This window comes from Nocardia farcinica, assembly GCF_029867845.1.
Classification (GTDB): Bacteria; Actinomycetota; Actinomycetes; order Mycobacteriales; family Mycobacteriaceae; genus Nocardia; species Nocardia farcinica_A.
The window spans coordinates 1-20,373 of sequence record NZ_JARWRU010000271.1 but is presented as its reverse complement, the minus strand read 5'-3'; the positions used below and the strand labels follow the sequence as shown (position 1 = coordinate 20,373).

Genomic DNA, 20,373 nt, shown 5'->3' with positions numbered 1-20,373 from the left:
CAATTGCCATGGGCCACAACCCCGCCCTTAACTCCGCGCCCGTCCCCCGCCCCGGCCCCCGGGGGCCCGCCGCGACCGCCGACGGGCCCCGCGCCGCCACCCGGTCCACCGAGCAGATCCTGGTCCGCGGCGGCGAACCGGTCACCGTGGAGATCATCGGCACCGGCAACGGCTCGGTCGTCTTCGGCGGCCCCGACGCCGGTTTCGCCCTCAGCCTGCGCACCCCGCTGCTGGACGACCCCGACTCCACCTTCGACTCGCCGCTGGACCTGCTGTTCGCGCGCTCGGTGCCCGAGGTCGAGCAGGCGCTGACCACCTGGGTCGAGCCCGCCAACCGCATCGTGATCGCCGACGTGGAGGGCAGACTGACCAGGCACGTGGTCGGCGCCGTGCCGCTGCGGGCGCCGGAGAACTACTGGCTGCCGGTGCCCGGCTGGGACGCGCGCTACCAGTGGCATGCCATGACCACCGCCTCGGTCTCCGACCGCGAGTTCGACGCCTCGGTCGCCGACTACGCCGTCATCGCCAACCAGCGCGTTCTCGACGCGGCGCCGGTGCAGCCGATCACCACCGAGTGCGCTGCCCTCGACCGCGCCGAGCGCATCGGCGCACTGCTGGACGAAACCCTGCGCGCCACGACCGGTTCCCGCGACGACACGGCCGCTGCCGAGGCGCTCGCCGATTCCGACGGCACCGGCGCGGCGCACGCCGCGTCCGCCGCGTCGCCGGTCGCCGGGGCCGGGGTGGTCACGGTCGACGACTGCGCCGCCATCCACCGCGATGTCGCGAACGCGGGCGCGGAACCCCTGCTGGCGCTGCTCGGTTCGCTGACCGGCCTCGGCTCCGCCGCCGAACGAGTGCGCACCCGGCTGCTCGCCTGGGATCGCACCATGTCCGCCGACAGCACCGACGCCTACCTGTTCGCCGAGATCCGCACCCGCCTGGTCTCGGCCGTCGCCCGGCACGAGGCGCTGGCCGGACTGGCCGCCCCGCACGGTTTCCCACGCATGTTCGACCCGTGGTTCGTGGTGGAGACCCGCCTCGGCGCCGCCCTGGCTTCGATGCTTCGCCACGCCCCGGCCCTCGGCATCGACATCGCCGCCCTGGCCACCGAGTCGCTCGAAGCGGTCGCCGCGCACCTGGCCGCACAGGAGTGCACCCCCACCTGGGGCAGCGTGCACGTGCTGCAACCCATCCACGGCATGGACCTGATGGGCGCCACCCCGGCGCACCCGGAGCTGTCGGCGAAGATCCGCCCGGTCCGGCTGCCGCTGGCAGGCGACGGCGAGTGCGTGATGGCCAATGCCAGCGCCATCGGGTTCTCGCACGCGTGCAGCCTCGGCTCGGCCGCCCGCTACATCTGGGACCTGGCCGATCGTGACGCCAGCCGCTGGATCGTCCCGCTCGGCGTCAGCGGCGACCCGCGTTCGGCGCATTTCCAGGACCAGGCCCCGCTGTGGGCGCGCGGCGAACTGGTCGGCTTCGTCGGCGACTGGCCGACGCTGCGCGCCGGCGCGAGCCAGACCACCGCCTTCGTCCGCGCCCCCAAGGAATCCGCGGACGCCGCCGACACTTTCGTGCTCGTTCGTGCCGAGCACAGCACCGCACCGCGGGCCACCGACGACTCGACGCTGGGAGAAGCATGAACGCATTGACCGACGCGCGACTGGAACTGCTGCGCCGCCGGATGGCCGCGGCCGGGATCGCGAGCGAACAGACCGCTCCCGGTGCCGCGGCGGCGGCTGCCATCCCGGCGAGCAGCGGCGAGTTCGGCGTCGCCGAGCGCCGCATGTGGAAGATCTACGAGTTCGACCGGGACTCGGTTTCCCACAACATCGCCCTGGTGCTCGATTTCGGCGAGACCTACACCCTCGACGAACTGGTCGCCTCGACCGAGCTGATGATCGACAAGGCCGCGGTGCTCGGCTCGGTCGTCACCGTCGGCGACGACGGCGTCCCGCGCCGCACCCCCAGCGGCGTGCGCGGCCGCTGGGCCGAACCCGGCCGGGTGTGGGAGTACGGCACGCTGCCCGCCCATGACGGCCGCACCGACCGCGCCACCGTGCTCGCGGCCGCCGAGATCCTGGCCCGTTCGCCGTTCGCGCTCACCGAGGAACCGCCGCTGCGGGTGCGCCTCTACCCGCGCGAATCCGGCGGCGTCACCATGCTGCTGGTGGTGCACCACCTGGCCGTGGACGACACCTCCTGGCCCGCCCTGCTCGGCACCCTCACCACCGGCGCCTGGCCCCGGCAGCAGGCCGAGGCCGCCGACCGCCCGGTCGCCGATGTGGCCGACGCGCTGCGGCACGCCCGGCAAACCTGGGCCGCCGAGGACGTGCGCTTCCCGCTGTCGGGGGAGCTGCCCGCGATCGGCGCCGAGGAGAGCTGGCTGGCGCCGATGGACGAGTGCGCGGGCGCCAAGCTGCACGCCCCGGTCGAACCCGAGCACCACGCCGCGCTCGACGCGGTGGCCCGCGAGGTCGGCGCCACCGCCAACGCCCTCTACATCGCGATCTGCGCGCTCGGCGTGTACGCCCTCACCGGGGCCGCCGACCACGTGCTGCTGGTGCCCGCCGACAACCGCAGGCCCGGCGACACCCCCGACCGCGTCGGCTACAGCGGCAACATCGTGCCGATGCGGTTCACCTTCGACCCCGCGTCGAGCCTGCGTGATGCGCTGCGCACCGGCGTGTCCACCGTCTACGCCGCGATGGAGTACTCCACCGTCGACTACGGCGCGATCCTCACCGCGCTGCGCGGCGCGGGCGGGCGGTTCCCGGTCGCCGAGATCATGGCCTCGGTGCGCAACGCGCCGCTGCGCGGCATCCCGGTGCCCGAGGGGGCGACGGTGGACTGCCGCTCGGTGTTCAACGGCATCGGCAACTATCCGCTGACCTTCGCCTTCGAGATCGGCGCCGACGAGCGGGTGCACCTCGAGCTGGACTACCAGATCGGTGTCGTCGACGAGGAATTCGCCCGCCGCGCGGCCACCGTGCTGACCGCCCTGATCGAGCGCATCCCCGACCGCCTCGACGACGAGGTGGGACAGCTGGTCTCGGCGTTGCGCGAACCCGAGGTCGTCTAGCCGCTCGCGGCCCGGCGCTCCACCGCGATCACCGCGGTGGTCGGCCTGCCGGGGCCACGGAAACCATCGGCCGAGCGGTCGCCGCTCGACCACATCTTCTGTCCGAATTGACGTAATGGGGCTGTCCGTGTCACAGAAAAATGCATTCCCGTGGGATAAGCCGTCGAAGTTCTCCCGCCCCGGCGCAGGCTGGGCGGAGGTCGGCGCGAGCTTGACCCGCGTCGCCGCCGAAGTCGACGGCCGCCATCACGGATCGCCGCTGCCCGCGGGAGACCCGGCCACGGTGCTGGCCGCGGTCGCGGACGCGCTCGGCCCCGAGCAGATCCCCGCCGCCGGCATCGGCGAGGACGCCGCGCTCGGCCACCTGGCCGATCTCCTCGCCCGTTACGGCATCGACCTGACCCACAAGCAGACCGCCGCGCACCTACAGCCGCCCGCGCTGACCGTCTCGGTGATCGCCGACGCGCTGGCCAGCTCGGGCAACGCCTCCCTGGACACCTACGACTCCGGCCCGGCCACCCTCGGCATCGAGCAGTGGACCATCAGGGCGCTGGCCCGCCTGGCCGGTTTCACCGAGGCCGCGGGCGGTGTCTTCGGACCCGGCGGCTCCTACTCGAACCTGCTTGCCCTGCTGGTCGCCCGCGACTACGGCGCCGCCCAGCGCGGCATCGATGTCCGCCACAACGGCGTCAGCGCGCTGCCGCGGCCGGTGGTGTTCTGTTCACGCATCGCCCACTTCTCGGTGCACCGCGCCTGCGCCGCACTGGGTCTCGGCGAGGCCGCGGCCATCCCGGTGCCGGTCGACTCCGACCACCGCATGATCCCCGAGGCGCTGGAGGAACTGCTCGAGCAGTACGGCGCCGACCACACCCCGATCGCCGTCGTCGCGACCGCGGGCACCACCGACTTCGGCAGCATCGACCCGCTGCCGCGGATCGCCGAGATCGCCGCCCGCCACCACGTCTGGATGCACGTCGACGCCGCCTACGGTTTCGGCTCACTGTTCTCCGACAAGCTGGCCGGCCTGCTGACCGGCATCGAGCGCGCCGACTCGATCACCCTCGACCTGCACAAGGTCGGCTGGCAGCCCGCCGCCGCCAGCGTGCTGCTGCTGTCCGACCAGCAGCGCTTCGCCTCGCTCAACCGCTCGGTGGCCTACCTCAACCCCGACGACGACGTGGAAGCCGGTTACGGCGGCCTGCTCGGTCAGACCCTGCAGACCACCCGCCGCCCCGACGTGTTCAAGGTGGCCGCCACCTTCCTGGCCTACGGCCGCGAGGGGCTCGGCGAGATGCTCGATGCCTGCCACGAGCTGGCCCAGTACGCCGAGCGCCGCATCGCCACCGAACTGCAACTGGACCTGGTCGCCCCGGTCACCCTGACCACGGTGCTCTTCCGCTACCGCTGCGAGGATCTCGACCTGGACCAGGTCAACGGCGAGGTGCGCCGCCGCCTGATCAACTCGGGCAAGGCGCTCATCGGCCGCACCCAGGTGCGCATCCACGGTGAGGGGGAGCCGCGCACCTGCCTCAAACTCACGCTGCTCAACCCCGAGGCGACCGAACAGGACATCGACGCGCTGTTCGACGACATCCTGCGCATCGCCCTGGAAGTCGAATCCGAAGGCCTGGAACACAGCGTCGACGAAATGGTGAAGACCCATGAGTGAAATCGAGACGGTAGACATTCTCGCGATCGGCTGTGGGCCGTTCAATCTCGGCCTGGCGGCGCTGGCCGCCACGGTCGATGACGCGAACGTGCTCGTGGTGGACTCCGCCGACGAGTTCCGCTGGCATCCCGGCCTGATGTTCGACGAGGCCAAGCTCCAGGTCAGCTTCCTGTCCGACCTGGTCTCGCTGGTGGATCCGCGCCACCCGCTGTCGTTCCTGGCCTACCTGGCCGATGTGGACCGGCTCTACCCGTTCCTGGTGCGCGAGGACTTCTTCCCGACCCGCCGGGAGTACGAGGCGTATCTGCTGTGGGTGGTCGCGCAGCTGGACTCGCTGCGCTGGCGCACCACCGTCGAGCAGGTCCGCTGGGACGACGAGCTGGAGAAGTTCGAGGTCACCGTCACCTCCGGCGGCGCCATCTCGCTCATCCACGCCGGTCACGTGGTGGTCGGCATCGGCACCGAGCCGGTGATCCCGTCCGCGCTGCGCACCGAGTCGCCCGCGTTGATCCACAGCTCGCAGTACCTGTTCCACCAGGACCTCGCGCACGGCGCGGACTCGGTGACGGTGATCGGCTCCGGCCAGTCCGGCGCGGAGATCGTCATCGACCTGCTGGAGGAGAACCTGCGCGGCGGGCCCGCGGTCACCTGGTGGACCCGCACCCCGTGGTTCGCGCCGCTGGACTTCACCAAGCTGTCGCTGGAGATGACCACCCCGGCCTACATGGACTACTTCCAGTCGCTGCCGGAGGACACCCGCGACCGGGTGCGCGTCCAGCACTGGCAGTTCCACAAGGGCATCTCCAGCGCCACCCTGGACCGCCTGCACGACCTGCTCTACCGCAGGCAGCTGCTGGAGAAACCGCAGCCGGTGCGGCTGCGCCAGGGCGTGGCCGTCGAGGGTGTGGACACCCTCGCCGACGGCAGGCTGAAGGTGCGCGGCCGGCACCTCGACACCGGTAAGAAGCTGGCGCAGACCGCCGATCTGGTCATCGCCTGCACCGGCTACCAGCAGCGCGAGCCGCGATTCCTGGCCCCGGTCGCCGAGCGCCTGCACAAGGATTCGCGCGATCGCTTCGTCATCGAGAACAACCACTCGGTGGCCGCCGACGGTGCACTGGCGAACCGCCTGTTCGTCGCCAACGCCGAGCACCACGCGGTGGGCGTGTCCGCGCCCAACCTCGACATCGGCGCCGTGCGCAACGCCAAGATCCTCAACACCGTGCTGGGTCGGGAGGTCTACCGCCTCCAGCGCAACACCGCGTTCACCAGTTTCGCCGCCGAGGGCGACGACCTCGACGAGTGAGTGCTTTCTCCCGGGCGGGTGGACCGGTGTCACCCGCCCGGGAGCAGTTAGTTAGGTATGCCTTGCCTGACATTCCGGCTGTCGTCTACTGTTGCCTCGGCCCCGGAAGTGTCCGGCACCCGGAGCTATCCGGTTCCGCCCGTGAAGGAGTTATCCCCGAATGTCCGACCATATCCGCGAAACGCTGGACAGCATCCTCGAAGAGGATCTCGATCTGCCGCTCGCGCAACTGACCCGCTCGTCGCTGCTGATCGAGGACCTCGGGCTGGACTCCGTCGCATTCGCCATCGGTGTGGTCGCCATCGAGGAGCGCCTGGGCGTGCAGCTGAGCGAGCGCGAGATGTCGGAGGCCGCCTCGGTCGGCGACCTCGAGGATCTCATCCGCTCGAAGGCGGGCAGCGTCGCGCAGTGACCGCCGTGGATTCCTACGCAGAACTGCTGGACACCGCCTTCGACGACCGGGTCGTCAAGTGGACCGAGCAGGCCGAGCAGGAGGCGAAGTTCCCCCGGGAACTGCTCGAGCATCTCGGCGCGGCGGGCGTGTTCACCCGTAAGTGGGCGGACCGCAAGACCACCGACCTGGGCATGCACTTCGCCCTGGCGCAGAAGCTCGGCTCGCTGCAGTCGGCGGGCATCGCCGTCGGTGTGAGCCTGCACGATTCGGCCATCGCCATGCTGCGCCGCTTCGCGCGCAACGACTTCCAGCGCACCCTGGCCGAGCAGGCCATCGCGGTCGAGAAGGTGCTGTGCATCGCGGCCTCGGAGGAATCCGGTGGTTCCGACCTGCAGATCGTCGCCACCACCATCGAGTCGGAGAACGACGGCTACCGGGTGCGCGGGGTGAAGAAATTCGTCTCGCTCTCGCCGATCGCCGACTACATCATGGTGGTCTGCCGCCATATCGACGGCGCGGCCGAGGGCGGTGTGGAGAGCGCCGTCGCGCACGGCAACGTCGCGGTCGTCATCGTGCCCACCTCGCAGGTCGAGATCGGCGCCCCCTACGACAAGCTCGGCGCGGGCCCGCTGGACACCGCCCCGGTCACCATCGACACCTGGGTGCCCGCGGACAATCTGCTCGCGCGTCCCGGCACCGGCCTGGCCGTCATCAGCTGGGGCCTCGCCCACGAGCGCTATTCCGTCGCGGGCCAGATCGCGGGCAACTGTGAGGCCATGCTCGGGGTGACCGTGGCGCGCATGATGAACCGCTCCCAGTTCGGCAAGCGCCTGTTCGACCACCAGGCGCTGCGCCTGCGCGTGGCCGACCTCCAGTCCCGAGTCGACCTGCTGCGCTACGCCCTCGCCGGGGTCGCCCAGGAGGGCAGGATCAATCTGCGCACCGCCGCATCCCTCAAGGCGACCTCCGCCAATCTCGGCGTCGAGGTGGCCTCGGAGTGCCTGCACATCTTCGGCGGCTCCGGCTATCTCGAATCCGAGACCCCGGTCGGGCGCTGGTGGCGCGACATGAAGCTGGCCCGCGTCGGCGGCGGCACCGACGAGGTGCTGTGGGAGCTGGTCGCGGCAGGCATGAAGCCCGACAACGAACGCTACGAGAAGCTCTACAAGAGTCAGGTGGAACAGTAGTGAACAGTCCCGTCGAACTCGCCCCGCCCGATCACACCTACCTGCACCTGGACACCAAGATCGCCCCCATGGTCTGGGCCATGGTGATGGTGCTGGCGGACGACGGCGAACACCTGACGATCGACGACCTGCGCGCGCGGGTCCGCGAGCGCGGCACCCTGTTCGACATCTTCCGGCTCGGCATCCGCGAGGGCCGCTGGCGCAAGCCGCAGGTCGAACTCGCCGCCGAGATCGATGTGGAAGCCCATGTCGCTCACGCGCAGTACAGCGACGAGGCCGACCTGCACAGCCGCATCGCCGCCATCCACGAACAGCCGCTGCCGAGGCCGGAGCCGATGTGGCACATCACGCTGTTCACACCCCGTGCGACCGGCTCCCAGGCGATCCTGCTGCGCGTGCACCACAGCGTCTCCGACGGCATCGCGGGCGCGGCCTTCGCCGCCCTGGTCGCCGACGGGACGCCGGAGGAGCTGACGGAGTTCGAGCGCTTCGCCACCAGCCCGCGCTACCACATCCCCGAGGTCGACCCGGAGGAATTCGCCACGGCGAAGGCCGCTTTCGGCGAGCAGTGGACCGCGGGCCAGGCCGGTCGCGGCTGGCCCCGCCTCACCAAGAGCGGCCGTCGTGAGGTCGCGCTGACCGGCGTGTCCACCCGCGACCTGCGCCGCGCAGCCAAGAACAACGGCGCCACCGTGCACGAATTCGTGCTCGCCGCCGTCGGCCGGGCGCTGAACCTCACCCCGCCGCCCGCCAAGAAGGGCGGTGAGATCCTGCGGGTCACCCTGCCGGTCACCCACGACGACGCGTTCCGCCACACCGGCAATGCCGTGCTGGTCTCGCTGCTCAACCTCCCCGGCGACAAGGCCGACCTGGCCGACCAGATCGAGCGCGCCCGCGCCGAGCTGAAACTGATCGAGGAGCGCAAGCCGCACCTGTCGCTGGCCGCCACCGACAACGGCCCCAAGGCGCCCTGGCCGTTGCAGCGCGCCATCGCCAACGCCTCGATGGGCAGGATGGCCCCCGACATCCACATCGGCATCAACCCAGGCTTCTCCCGGATCCGCGCCGTGCTGGGCAAGAAGATCACCGAGCTGACCCCGATCTCGCCGTTGGTCGGCTACTCGTTCTCGGTGACCTGCCTGATCCTGGGCAACCGCACCTCCTTCGGTGTGGTCACCGATCCGGTCGCGCTGTCGGACGGCTACGCCGCCACCTTCGTCGAGACCTTCGACCGGGTGCTGGCCGAAGCCGCGCCGGCCTGAGGCAGGCCCGCGCCGCGCGCACCGACCCTTTGAGACAGAGATGAGAAAGTTCCGATGAGCAGAATTACCGACCTGTTGTTCCGGCAGCCCGCACCCGAGGACACCGGCCTGTGGAGCGGGGAGAGCTCGTCGGAGCTGTCGTTCCTGTCTTGGGCGCAGGTGCGCTCGGCGGCGGCCGTCACCGCCGCGGGCCTGGCCGATGCCGGTGTGGTGCCGGGCGATTCGGTCGCGATCCTCGCCGGTGACGCCTCCGACATCACCGTGACCGTGCAGGCGGGCTGGATGCGCGGCGCCGCGTTCACCATGCTGCACCAGCCCACCCCGCGTACCAACCTCGAGGTCTGGCTTGCCGACTGCCGCGAGGTGGTGCGGATGCTCGGCTCGCGGGTGGTCGCGGTCGGGCAGCCCTTCTACGACGCCGTGCGCGAACTCGACCTCGGCGCCCCCATCGTCTCGATCGACGAACTGCGCGCGGGCACCTCGCAGATCGACGCCCTGGAGACCGACGAGGAAGACCTCGCCGTGCTGCAGCTGACCTCCGGCACCACCGGCGTGCCGAAGGCCGTCGCCATCAGCTACCGCAACCTGTGGGCCAACCAGCACGCCATCGTCACCGCCTCGGCCTTCTCCGCCGAGGACGTCGTGGTCAGCTGGCTGCCGCTCTACCACGACATGGGCATGATCGGCACCCTCATGACGCCGATGTTCGCCCGCACCACCACCGTCATCACCACCCCGATGGCCTTCCTGAAGAACCCGCTGTCGTGGGCCGAGGTGTTCACCCGCTTCGGCGGCACCTTCACCGCCGCCCCCAACTTCGCCTACTCCGTTCTCGCCCGCCGCCTGCGCCGCGCCCCCGACGGCGCCTACGACCTGTCGAAGCTGCGCGTCGCCGTCAACGGCGCCGAGGCCATCGACACCGGCGCCGTCGAGGAATTCCTCACCGAGGGCGCCCGTTTCGGCCTGAAGCCCGAAGCCATGATGCCCGCCTACGGCATGGCCGAGACCACCCTCGCCGTCTCCTTCAGCGCCCACGACCAGCGCTACACCGTCGACGTCATCGACGCCGACCGCGCCGAGACCGACAACCTCGCCGACCGCGAGAACGTCCAGCGCGAACGCACCGTCGTCCGCCTCGGCCCGCCCGTCCCCGGCCTCGAAATGCGCGTCGTCGACGAGCAGGGCGACACCCTGCCCGCCGACCACATCGGCACCTTCCAGGTCCGCGGCGACGCCGTCACCCGCCGCTACCTCGGCCCCGACGGCTTCGTCGAGGCCAACGACGCCGACGGCTGGCTCGACACCGGCGACCTCGGCTACCTCACCGCCGACGGCGAAGCCGTGGTCAGCGGCCGCAAGAAGGACATCATCATCGTCGCCGGCCGCAACATCTCCCCGGTCGTGGTGGAGCGCGCCGCCGGCGTGATCCCGGGTGTGCGCGCGGGCGGTGTCGCCGCACTCGCGGTGAAGCTCCCGTCGATGGCGCGTGAGGGCATCGCCGTCATCGCCGAGTCCGACGCGGCGGGCGATGCGGAGGAGTCCGAGCGCATCCGCAAGGACGTGGCCCGCGCCGTCTACGACGACGTGGGCATCGCTCCCGCCGTGGTCACCATCGTCGGCAAGGGCGCGCTGCCCAAGACCCCCTCGGGCAAGCTGCGCCGGGCCGCGTCGGCAAGCCTGATCACCGTCTGATCGCGGGCTTACATCGCTGGTGGACGAGGATATCGCCAGGATTCGCGATCGTCCTCGTCCACCGTCGTATCGACCACCCGCAGCCGCCAGCACCAGGATCGGCGCATCCCTATCGGCTCATGTATTGACGTAATGATCACGTCAATACATCATGGAGAGATGCTGTACCCGACGCCGCGACTGACCAGGCGAGACGAAGAGGTCCTGACCCAGGTGGACGCTATGCGCGAGCGATTGCGTCACCAGGTGCAGGGTGTCCCGGCGAAGTGGACGGGCGGGCTCAGAAAATTTCTCACCGCCGACGCTGTGGCGGCCTCGAATTCCATCGAAGGGTTCAAGGTCTCGACTGTCGATGTCGAGGACTTGATGGCCGGTGAGCAGGACGTGGACGTGTCCGACGAGAACCGCGAGGAAACCCTCGCCTACCAACGGATGATGACCTACCTGCAGACGCTGCACGATGCTCCTGACTTCCGTTTCAGCAAGGGGCAATTGAATGCTCTGCACTGGATCCTGCAGGGGCACAGGCATACATCTCGCAAGCCGGCCGGCCGGTGGCGCTCCGGGCCGGTCTACGTGACCGACGCCCGTGACCCCAGCATCGCCGCTTACACTGCCCCGGACGCAGAGCAGGTCCCGGCGCTGACGCAAGAGTTGGTGGACTGGCTGAACACTCCCGACGACACGCATGCGCTGGTCCGAGCGGCGATGGCGCACCTGCACCTCGTCTCGATCCATCCCTGGTGTGACGGCAACGGCCGCATGTCGCGGTCCCTGCAAACTCTGCTGATCGCGCGTGAAGGCGTTCTCGCACCCGAGTTCTCGTCGATCGAGGCATGGCTCGGGCGTCCGGGCAACACCTGGGAGTACTACCAGGTGCTGGCCCGTCGTGGGGCGCAGTACCGCCCGGATCAAGATGTCTCGGAATGGATCAGCTTCAATCTGCTCGCCTATCACCAGCAGGCGCAGACGGTCCACGCGAGGTTCGAGCGGTCGGGGCGGGTATGGGAGCAGTCGGCGGAGTTCGCGCAGCGCTCCGGACTCGACGATCGGGTGGTCTCCGCGTTGCATGATGTGGCGATGTCGGGTCGGGTTCGCAGATCCCGGTACGGAGCGAGCGAGGGTCTCAGCATCCAGCAGGCGCAGCGGGATCTGAAGGCGTTGGTGCAGACAGGTGTCCTGACGCCCATCGGCCGTACGAGGGCGCGCTATTACGTTGCGGGGAAGCAGTTTCCGGCGTCGGTGTTGGAGACGGCTCGCACCCCGATCAGTCTGACGGATCCCTATCGGAACTGACCCATGCCCAGGGCCGGATCCGTTGTGATGATGCGGGGTGCCTGTGGGATTTCAATGGTGTCGGTCCGGCGGTCGAGCCGCCGAATGACCAGGACAACCGGTCAGTCCGGTGCGAATCCGTTGGTTTCGAATGAGATCACCAAAGCGGCAACTGCGGCCGAACCCAGGACGAAAACCACCGTGGACACGAGCGCGAAGACCCGGAGTCGATGCCAGCAAGACAATGCCGATCCGACGGGTAGCACGACGAATGAAGGAATCATCCACGTTGCCCAATACCACATCGATATCGGTTCCGTTTCGCCTCGATATTTCTCGGGAACCGGTGTGAGCTCGGGGACATCAAGAACGTTCTGCAGCCACACGACCAGCGGGAAATAGACGAGCACCGCCAGCATGCCGCCGGTGACGACACCTGTGATCGCGGGCGTCAGCACGTTTCCTGACCCGCATCCTCGAAATGCCGGTGGCCGAGCCGGCGCGTGTGAGCGTGTGTCCGGGTCGGCCACCGGCTTATTCGCGGTCACCAGCGCCCGGCGGCCAGACGTGTTGTGGTATCGACCAGGAAGCGCGCAGCGTACTCGACTTGCGCGTCGGTGAGAGCCAAGGGGCCGTTCGCCGTTTGCGTCGCCGTTTCCTGAACCTGATAAATCGTGAACTGGGCGTTCCAGTCTCCGACTCGCGTGGCGACCCTCACGGCCTGCATCCCCGGCTCCGTCCGTGAATCGGCGACCCACACCGTTCGCCCGACGTCTATCGTGCGGTCGAATTCGGAGAGGCCCTCGGTCGGATCCGGCGAGGGGTCGGCGCGGGACTGCCAGTAGCCGATCAAGTGCATCCCCTGGCGAATGGGGCAGGCTCCGCCGAGCACCATCAGGGCTTGCCTGTCGTCCAGTGGGTAGGTGCGAGCGTCGGCGATGCCGAGTTCCGAATGACTGGGCCCCGATTGGAGGTCCACCGATCATGCGAGTTGCGGTTGTTTCTCGGACTCGGTGGTGTACCACTGCTCGCGGAATGCTTCGGGAGTGAGGAAGTTCAGCGATCCGTGGGGACGGTATGTGTTGTACTCGACGCGCCAGTCCTCGGCAAGCACCTGGGCCTCGGTCAGCGAGTGGAATTGTTCGCAGACGAGGAATTCATCGCGGAATCGCCCGTTGAACGACTCGCAGACCCCGTTCTGCCACGGTGATCCCGGGTCGATGAACGCGGCATCGACGCCGGTGAATCGACACCAGTCCCGCATGGCGTGCGCGGTCATCTCGGTGCCGTTGTCCATGCGGATGTGGGTCGGTGTGCGGCCGGTGACCGCGATGACCTCGTCGAGCACCCCGATCATCGCATCAGCGGTGCAGGACCGGAACGCTTTGGTGGCCAACGCTTCCCTGGTGAACTCGTCGACGATATTGAGGAACCGGATCTGGCGGCCGTCGGCAGTGACGTCGACCTGGAAGTCCAGCGCCCACATCTGGTCCGGGAACGACGCGGTCATCCGTTGATGCCGGCCCGGCCCGAGCCGACGCTTCTTACGCACCCGCACCGGTCTTTTCAGCCCGGCCTCACGCCACAGGCGCCTGGTGCGTTTGCGGTTGACCACCAGGCCCTCGGCCCGGCACAACGCGTGCGCTTTGCGCCAGCCCCACCGCGGATGTTTGCGGGAGATCTCCCGCAACCGGTCGGTCAGCACCCGATCAGCCGCCCCGGTGCTCACCGGCCGACGCTGCACCGACCTGGCCTGCCCGGTAACCCGGCAGGCCCGCCGTTCCGACACCCCGAACCGCTCCCGCAGCACCGTCACGGCCCTGCGGCGGCGGTCCGGGCTCAGAAGTTTCCCCGGGAAATCTCCTTGAGCATGTCGATATCCAGGGCCTGCTCGGCCACCATCTTCTTCAACCGGGCATTCTCGCGCTCGAGTTCCTTCAACCGTTTGGCGTCCTCGGACTTCATGCCGCCGTACTGGTTCTGCCAGCGATGCCAGGTCGCCTCGGAGATCTCGAGGTGCTTACACACATCCTCAACACTGAACTGCTCACCGAGCAACCGCTCGCCCTCACGCAGCTTGCGAATGATCTGCTCAGGGGTATGCCGACGTCGTGACATGGTGTGATCGTCTCCTCCTGCACCCATTCTGGTGCATCAGAACTCTCACAACCGATGGACCCGATCAAAGGGTCCCAGCCACGAATCGTAGAACTGGACCACCGCATCGCAGAGCTGACCATGAGTCACCGAACTGGATTCAAGAATCGATGGAACGGCTATCGATGGCCCGCTGGGACCGGTTTCGAAGTCGGCTGCACCAGGTCCACCGGACGTACATCCAGCGATGAGCAGTACAAGAACCGTTGGCGTAATCCACTCGAGATTCTTCACGCAGGCGCCACCACTGTCGTAGCCCCAGGTTGCCAGTCGGACTGGTCTCCATCGCTTGTCGTGGCATCTCCGATCATGTCCCTCAGGCCGCCTGGATGAGATCGGAGTCACGCAGTCGAGGTGGTGGCATCTGCCTCGGCGTAGCCGGAGCGGCGATCAGAGGCTCATCGTCCCAGTACTCGTCTGGATCGTCGTAGTGGTTGAACCAACCTCGAGTAGCCATTACCGCGACTCCCTGTGGTCGCCGCAGGCCGATCTCATCGCTTGAACCGGCATATTATCCCCCATGCGTAGTGCGTATGGTCCCCTGACAGTCAGGCACTACTCTTTCGGTCCTGTGACCAAGTTGTCAACTTCTCGGGCCTCCCGGAGCTCCTTGCGGCATCGCTCAGAGGGAATTGAGACATGCTGTGGTGCAGCATTTTTCGGCGTGGCGGCACGCTGGGTGTGGACGCCGGGTGCGGAAGTGGCGCAGCGCTGAGCCCGGTCGAACACGTCAAGACCCGTGCGTCCTATCTGGATCGCACATATCCCGATAACACTCGCCGAATCACCCCTGACCCCAACTATTTCCGCGCCCCTACGGTCGCTCTGGCGCTCGACACCGGGTGACGCCGGCTCCCCTCACGCGGCGCACCGGCTTCCCCGGAGAGGAGGGAAGCCGGTGGCGAAAGCCCCGGTGTCGAGTGCCTTCCACTCCAACGACCGTACGGGAGGCGCTGTGCCGGGATGCTCGCTCGACCCCGCCCACAACATCGTGAGCCGCGGCTCACCTCTGGACCGCGACCGCGACCTGCGCGTGGCGATCTACACCGAGGACTTCGCCGCCGACCCGCACACCGCCTACGCCCACATGCGGGAGCGATTCGGTTCACTGGTGCCGATCTGGCTGGCGTCCGGTGTTCCGGCGACCCTGGTGATCGGCTACTGGACCGCGTTGAAGATCCTGCACGATCCCGAACATTTCCCGGCGGACCCACGGGCCTGGGAGCGTGACATCCCTTCGGAGTGCCCGGTCAAGCCGATGCTGCAGTGGCGCCCGAATGCTCTGCGTAGCAGTGGGGTCGAGCATGTTCGTTATCGAGCGGCCACGGTGGATGCCCTCGCAAGGGTGGATCTGCACAGGACCCATCAGGTGGTCGAGCGGATCGCTGTGGCGTTGGTCGGCGAATTCTGCCGCCTCGGTCGGGCCGACCTGATCCGAGACTTCGCCTCCCCATTGGTGTTCGAGGTGATCAGTGAACTCGTCGGCTGCGACCCCGACATCAGCAGCCGGGCCGCGGCGGGGATGGCGATGATCTTCGATACCACCGATGCCGCAGCCGGTAACGAGCTGATGGTGGCTGCGTTGGCCGAGCTCGTCGCCCGTAAGCGGGCGAGGCCGGGGGAGGACATCACCTCCTGGCTGCTTGCTCACTCGTCCGGTCTGTCCGACGAAGAAGTCGTCCACCAGTTGGTCACGCTCTACGGTGCGGCGAGTGAGCCGTTGACGAATCTGATCGTGAACACACTGTCGTGGATGATGACCCACCCGGACTTCGGTGGAGAAGTTGTCGGCGGCGGGTTGTCGACCCGCGACGCGCTCACGCATGTGTTGTTCCGTGATCCGCCGATCGCGAATTTCTGCATGTCGTATCCGCGTCAGCCGCAGCTCGTCGACGGGGTGTGGGTGCCGGCGCATCGGCCGGTGGTGATCAGCCTGGCCGCCTGCAACAACGATCCGGCGGTAGTGGGCGGCAATATTCGCGGCAACGAGTCCCATCTCGGTTTGGGGGCCGGTCCGCATCGTTGCCCGGCGCGGGCGTTGGCCGAGCTGGTCGCGGGGGAGGCGATCGATCAGCTTCTCGACGCCTTACCCGAGATGACGCCTGCCCGGAAGCATCGGCGCTGGCGGCCCGGGCCGTTCCATCGGGCGCTCGCGGAACTACCTGTTGTCTTCACTCCCATTGCGCCACTGACTGTTTCCCGCTGAATGCGAAGGCTCTTCCGATGACCGATCAGCTTCCCGTCACTGTTCCCGCCCCCGTCGTGCTCGACCCTGCCGGCATCGACATCCCCGGTGAGGCCGCCCGGCTCCGCGCTCAGGGGCCGCTGGTCCGGGTGGCATTGCCCGGCGGCATACGCGCCTGGGCGATCACCGACCCGCACCTGCTCAAAGACCTGTTCGTCGATTGGCGCGTCTCCAAGGACGCCCACCAGCACTGGCCTGCCTTCATCGCCGGGGACGTGCCGCCCGACTGGCCGTTGATCTCGTGGGTGTCGGTGCGCAACATGTTCACCGCCTACGGCAGAGATCATCAGCGGCTGCGCAAACTCGTCGGCCCCGCGTTCACCGCCCGCCGCGTCGATGCGCTGCGACCGCGGATCAAAGGGATCGTGGCCGAACTGCTCGACGGACTGGCCGCCCGACCGGACGGGACGGTGATCGACCTGCGCGAGGACTATGCGGCGCGGGTCCCGTTGCTGGTGATCAGCGCGCTGATGGGCGTCCCCGCCGATCTGCGCGAGGGACTCCGGCTGTGTGTCGGCGAACTGTTCTCCACGATCCCGCGACGAGATCCGCAGGCGACGCTCGCCGAAATGGTCTCCATCCTCACCACACTCGTGGCCCGCCGCCGCGCCGATCCGGCCGACGATCTGACCGGTCTGCTCATCGGCCAGCGCGACGACCAGGCGGACCGGCTCACCGAGGAGGAACTGATCCACACCCTGCTGCTGGTGATCAGCGCCGGATACGAAACCACTGTCAACCTCATCGACCAGGCCGTCGTCCGGATACTGACCCGTCCCGAACTGCTGGCTCGCCTGCGCACCGGCGCCTTCACCTGGCAGAGCCTCATCGAGGAGACGTTGCGTCACGCACCACCGGTCGCCAATCTGCCGCTGCGCTACGCGGTCGTCGACATCGACGTCGCGGGCACCCGGATCGCGGCAGGAGACGCCCTGCTCGCCTGCATCGCCGCGGCCAACCGCGACCCGCACCTGCCCGATGGCGATTCCGACGAGTTCGATCCGGCCCGCAGAAGCAAAGAACACCTGTCCTTCGGTTACGGCCCGCACTACTGCCTCGGCGCGCCACTGGCCCGGCTGGAAGCGACCGTGGCGCTGCCCGCCCTGTTCGGGCGCTTCCCCCAGCTGGCGCTCGCCGTCGCACCGCACGAGCTGGAACCGTTGCCCAGCTTCATCTCCCACGGTCACCAACGCGTGCCGGCCCTGCTGGACGGACCGATCGGCGCCGCGCAACCGGGAGTCGAGTCGTGACGGTGCGGCGCACGGCCACCCTCGACAAGCTCCGCCACGACAACCCGCACTGGCCCGTCCGCTCACCGGCGGACGCGGCCAACGCACTGGAGATCCACGCCGACTGCCCCTGGCACTGCTCCACCCGCGTCGCCGCCCTGATCGTCAGCAACGACGACTACCGCTACTTCCGCGACCGCGAAGGCCGCGCGGAAAGGCCATCATGGACACCGCCCTCGGACTGCTGAACCTCGACCTCAGCGAATCCCCGGCCGCCGACCGGGCCGCCCTGCACGAACTCGCCGCCCGCCACGGCTGCCATCTCACCACCGTGCTCACCATCGACGAACACACCTACATGCCGACCACCCTGATCACCCACACCGCGCACACCACCCGCGCGAGCGCGATCCTCGCCCCCGGCCTCGCGCACTTCGGCTGCGCGGTGCGCGCACTGACGCTCGCCTGCACCCTCGTCGTGCCCGATGCCGTCATCCCCCGCACACCGGGATGGACCCCGAATCCATGAACCGCACCGCGACCGCACCGCCACCCGCACTACGCGCCGACGCGCGCCGCCGGCGTGTGCTCACCCTTCCGGCCCTGTCGGACGAGCGGGTCATACTGTCCCGAGTCGCCGAGCGAGGAGGGGCCGTGGAGAGCAACGACCAGCTGGGTCTCGATTTCGACGTCGAACAGACCGCCTGGGGCCGATGGGTCGACCCGGACCGGCGGGCGGCGCAGGTCCGCAAATTCCTCGACCACGCCGGGCTCGAGGACATTCCCCCGGAACCGTGGCCGGAGGGCGCCCCGGATGTGAAGCGGCTCGACTCGCTCCTCGCCGAGCTTTTTCCCGATATGTCGACAGCGATGGCTTCGGAGAACGCGGACATCGTCGATGCGTTCATCTGTTTTCTCGGGGAATGCTTCATCAGGTTCGCGGGAGCGAGGTGGATCGAATACGACTGGTTCGGTCGCGAGTACTCCTTCTACGACGAGGTGAATCCCGCCCTGCTGTTCGATACCGCGGACGAAGACGAGATGACCGCCTGGTATCTGATGGACAGCATGATCGGGTACGACCCCGAAGACCACGATGGCATGTTCTCCAAAATGGCTGCGGCGATTCGCGAATATGCCGGTTACCGTGACGAAGAACAACGCGACGGCGGTTCATCCATCGCGTAGGGCTTGGCTCTGGTCAGTTTTCGACGACACGTCTTTCTGCAGTTCGGGGGGAGAGCGCGGCTGTGGACGGGTACGACAGGGACCGTCAGGACATCGACAACAACACGCGTGGTCGGTTATTCGAGAATGGCGCCGGTCTCTTCTTCGGAGACGCCGCCAACGGCTACGTGCGGCAGTCTCGAATAATCAGGACTCCGGCAGGCCGGGTCCAGTTCGACAAGATGAAGGAGGTGGACGGCCGCACGTACTCGATCGAGGAGAAGTCGGGACGGTTCGAAGGTGAGAAGGACGAAAAACAGCTGAATGCGCTGCGAGTCCTGCTCCAGAGGGATGGAAACCACAGACATGTGGTGCGCTCGGTCGAGGGCGAATACATATCGAAGGAGGTACGGAAACTCCTCGAGGGGCTCCAGCGTGACTTTCCGGCGCAGTTCGCGCACCGAATCATCTCCCGAACCGAGGCCCGCGAGATCTGGGCACTCGGTCTGCAACAGGAGAAGACCCTCACCCGAGGCATCCAACTCGAGCTGCCCGGAGTCCGTGAGAAGGCCCGCCAACAGATCCTCGAGCGTGAGGGCCCCGGCCGCGAGAATGCGTTCTCGAAGGCCCTCGGGATGGGGGAGGAGCTGGCGGCTCAACGCGAACGCCACCGCGTCCAAGTGCACGCCCAGGTCCGTGAGATCGCCGAGCACACCGAGGCGGGAAAGCCACCGCCCGACGCCCGCACCCTCGAGCACACCCACGAGCGCCTGACCAGGAGATTGGAGAACCTCAGGGAGGCCGAGCGCAGGCAGGCACGCGGCCTCCTGCAATCCCTCGGCCTGCGCCTGAGCGCCGACCAGCTGCGCACCATGGAGCAGATCAAAGAGGAAGAGCGCGAGCGCCGTCGCACCGACGTGGTGCGTGGCCTGGCGACGATCGGCAGAGAAGTCGAGCGGGCGCACTGGCACGAGCTCGCGAGCGAGCACAACGAGCGGGTGCGGCGGCTGGGTCACGAGCACGTGCGGGCGGTGCAGGCCCGCCTGCAAGGGCGGGCAGGACTCGAACGAGACTGCGCGCTGGAGCAGGCGGGCCGGCAGGTCGAACGGCTGGTCATCACGCCGGAGCGAACGGCCGGGCTGGATCTGGAGAAGTTCCGGGCGGTGCGCCACGGCCGGGAGGTGGGATACGACAGCGCCGCGAGGGCGCACGTCTACGAGCAGCCGGGCAGGCCCGCCATGGAAGTCGGGCACGAGGCCCCCGAGCGGCGCCTGGCCGAGATGGTGCGCGATGTCGACCAGGGCCGTGCGGTGGAGGACGTGCTGATGCGGGAGGCGCTGGCACGGAGCCGAGCCGCCCCGGCCGAGGAAGCCGTGCGCGCCCGGTCGGCACGGCCGGAACAGCTGACCCCGGAGCGGATTCGGGAACGGGAACGCGGGATCGACCGGGGACCGCACCGCGGCCGATGATCAGCGGCCGACGTCGGCGCTGTGCCTACACCCGTGCCGCCCGCATCCCGAGGTACTCCCGCACCTCCCGGACCCCGGAGTGCTGTCGGATGTCGTCGCTGATGGAGTCGAGGGTGGCGCGCAGTCGCGTCGAGGTGACGCTGTTGATCTGGTCGAAGTGGTCGATGAGCAGTTGGCATCCTTCGGCTATCTCGCCGCCGAGGATGTGGTTCTCCGCCAGTTTGATTCGCCAGCCG

Annotated in this window: 20 protein-coding genes; 15 read left to right on the top strand and 5 right to left on the bottom strand. The window is 68.4% G+C overall.

What is annotated here, in order from left to right:
- From QH283_RS05615 to QH283_RS05575, 9 genes are all read left to right on the top strand, one after another.
- Positions 1-1,646 (top strand): penicillin acylase family protein (locus QH283_RS05615; protein WP_280501947.1); only part of this gene is annotated, 1,646 nt, incomplete at its 5' end.
- Entirely contained in the window at positions 1,643-3,085 is a 1,443-nt protein-coding gene (locus QH283_RS05610; protein ID WP_280501946.1) for a condensation domain-containing protein, read from the top strand. The genes QH283_RS05615 and QH283_RS05610, both read left to right, overlap by 4 nt.
- A gap of 127 nt (positions 3,086-3,212) precedes the next feature.
- A complete protein-coding gene (locus QH283_RS05605) occupies positions 3,213-4,754 on the top strand; it encodes a pyridoxal phosphate-dependent decarboxylase family protein (RefSeq protein WP_280501945.1) in 1,542 nt (513 codons plus the stop codon).
- Complete coding sequence (locus QH283_RS05600) at positions 4,747-6,060, top strand: lysine N(6)-hydroxylase/L-ornithine N(5)-oxygenase family protein (RefSeq protein ID WP_280501944.1); 1,314 nt, start codon at positions 4,747-4,749, stop codon at positions 6,058-6,060. The genes QH283_RS05605 and QH283_RS05600 overlap by 8 nt, the downstream gene beginning before the upstream one ends.
- Positions 6,061-6,220: 160 nt before the next feature.
- Entirely contained in the window at positions 6,221-6,472 is a 252-nt protein-coding gene (locus QH283_RS05595; protein ID WP_040794524.1) for an acyl carrier protein, read from the top strand.
- Positions 6,469-7,641 carry an acyl-CoA dehydrogenase family protein gene (locus QH283_RS05590; RefSeq protein WP_280501943.1) on the top strand — a complete coding sequence of 391 codons (1,173 nt, stop codon included), beginning with the start codon at positions 6,469-6,471 and terminating at the stop codon, positions 7,639-7,641. The genes QH283_RS05595 and QH283_RS05590 overlap by 4 nt, the downstream gene beginning before the upstream one ends.
- Complete coding sequence (locus tag QH283_RS05585) at positions 7,641-8,903, top strand: wax ester/triacylglycerol synthase domain-containing protein (protein ID WP_280501942.1); 1,263 nt, start codon at positions 7,641-7,643, stop codon at positions 8,901-8,903. Before QH283_RS05590 ends, QH283_RS05585 begins: the two co-directional genes overlap by 1 nt.
- 54 nt (positions 8,904-8,957) lie before the next feature.
- A complete protein-coding gene (locus QH283_RS05580) occupies positions 8,958-10,595 on the top strand; it encodes a long-chain-fatty-acid--CoA ligase (RefSeq protein ID WP_280501941.1) in 1,638 nt (545 codons plus the stop codon).
- A 159-nt stretch (positions 10,596-10,754) separates the two neighbouring features.
- Complete coding sequence (locus QH283_RS05575) at positions 10,755-11,891, top strand: Fic family protein (protein WP_280501940.1); 1,137 nt, start codon at positions 10,755-10,757, stop codon at positions 11,889-11,891.
- 101 nt (positions 11,892-11,992) lie between these two features.
- Here the strand turns inward: QH283_RS05575 and QH283_RS05570 are convergent, their stop codons facing one another.
- The 4 genes from QH283_RS05570 to QH283_RS05555 all read right to left on the bottom strand — a co-directional run bounded on the left by QH283_RS05570 (position 11,993) and on the right by QH283_RS05555 (position 14,484).
- Entirely contained in the window at positions 11,993-12,328 is a 336-nt protein-coding gene (locus tag QH283_RS05570; protein ID WP_280501939.1) for a hypothetical protein, read from the bottom strand.
- Between the two features lie 86 nt (positions 12,329-12,414).
- Positions 12,415-12,849: a hypothetical protein gene (locus tag QH283_RS05565; RefSeq protein ID WP_280501938.1), complete on the bottom strand. Its 435-nt coding sequence runs from the start codon at positions 12,847-12,849 to the stop codon at positions 12,415-12,417.
- A 3-nt stretch (positions 12,850-12,852) separates the two neighbouring features.
- Positions 12,853-13,988, bottom strand: a protein-coding gene (locus tag QH283_RS05560) for an IS3 family transposase (RefSeq protein WP_280501937.1) whose coding sequence is annotated in 2 segments (ribosomal slippage) — positions 12,853-13,724 and positions 13,724-13,988 — 1,137 coding nt in all. Because the reading frame shifts where the segments join, the coding sequence is not laid out codon by codon here.
- Positions 13,989-14,343: 355 nt separating this feature from the next.
- On the bottom strand, positions 14,344-14,484 hold the full coding sequence (locus QH283_RS05555) for a hypothetical protein (RefSeq protein ID WP_280501936.1): 141 nt from the start codon (positions 14,482-14,484) through the stop codon (positions 14,344-14,346).
- A 441-nt stretch (positions 14,485-14,925) separates the two neighbouring features.
- Between QH283_RS05555 and QH283_RS05550 the strand changes: the two genes are divergently transcribed.
- The 6 genes from QH283_RS05550 to QH283_RS05525 all read left to right on the top strand — a co-directional run bounded on the left by QH283_RS05550 (position 14,926) and on the right by QH283_RS05525 (position 20,137).
- Positions 14,926-16,233 carry a cytochrome P450 gene (locus tag QH283_RS05550; protein ID WP_348538259.1) on the top strand — a complete coding sequence of 436 codons (1,308 nt, stop codon included), beginning with the start codon at positions 14,926-14,928 and terminating at the stop codon, positions 16,231-16,233.
- 17 nt (positions 16,234-16,250) lie between these two features.
- On the top strand, positions 16,251-17,522 hold the full coding sequence (locus tag QH283_RS05545; protein ID WP_280501935.1) for a cytochrome P450 family protein: 1,272 nt from the start codon (positions 16,251-16,253) through the stop codon (positions 17,520-17,522).
- The gene (locus QH283_RS05540) at positions 17,519-17,749 is read left to right on the top strand and encodes a hypothetical protein (protein WP_280501934.1); all 231 of its coding nucleotides are present in this window, start codon (positions 17,519-17,521) and stop codon (positions 17,747-17,749) included. The genes QH283_RS05545 and QH283_RS05540 overlap by 4 nt, the downstream gene beginning before the upstream one ends.
- Positions 17,725-18,030, top strand: a complete 306-nt coding sequence (locus tag QH283_RS05535) for a hypothetical protein (RefSeq protein ID WP_280501933.1) — start codon at positions 17,725-17,727, stop codon at positions 18,028-18,030. Before QH283_RS05540 ends, QH283_RS05535 begins: the two co-directional genes overlap by 25 nt.
- Entirely contained in the window at positions 18,027-18,689 is a 663-nt protein-coding gene (locus QH283_RS05530) for a hypothetical protein (RefSeq protein WP_280501932.1), read from the top strand. Before QH283_RS05535 ends, QH283_RS05530 begins: the two co-directional genes overlap by 4 nt.
- A gap of 62 nt (positions 18,690-18,751) precedes the next feature.
- Positions 18,752-20,137 (top strand): hypothetical protein, encoded by a 1,386-nt coding sequence (locus QH283_RS05525; protein ID WP_280501931.1) that lies wholly within the window; start codon positions 18,752-18,754, stop codon positions 20,135-20,137.
- Positions 20,138-20,162: 25 nt separating this feature from the next.
- Here the strand turns inward: QH283_RS05525 and QH283_RS05520 are convergent.
- A partial coding sequence (locus tag QH283_RS05520; RefSeq protein ID WP_280501930.1) for a hypothetical protein occupies positions 20,163-20,373 on the bottom strand: 211 nt, incomplete at its 5' end.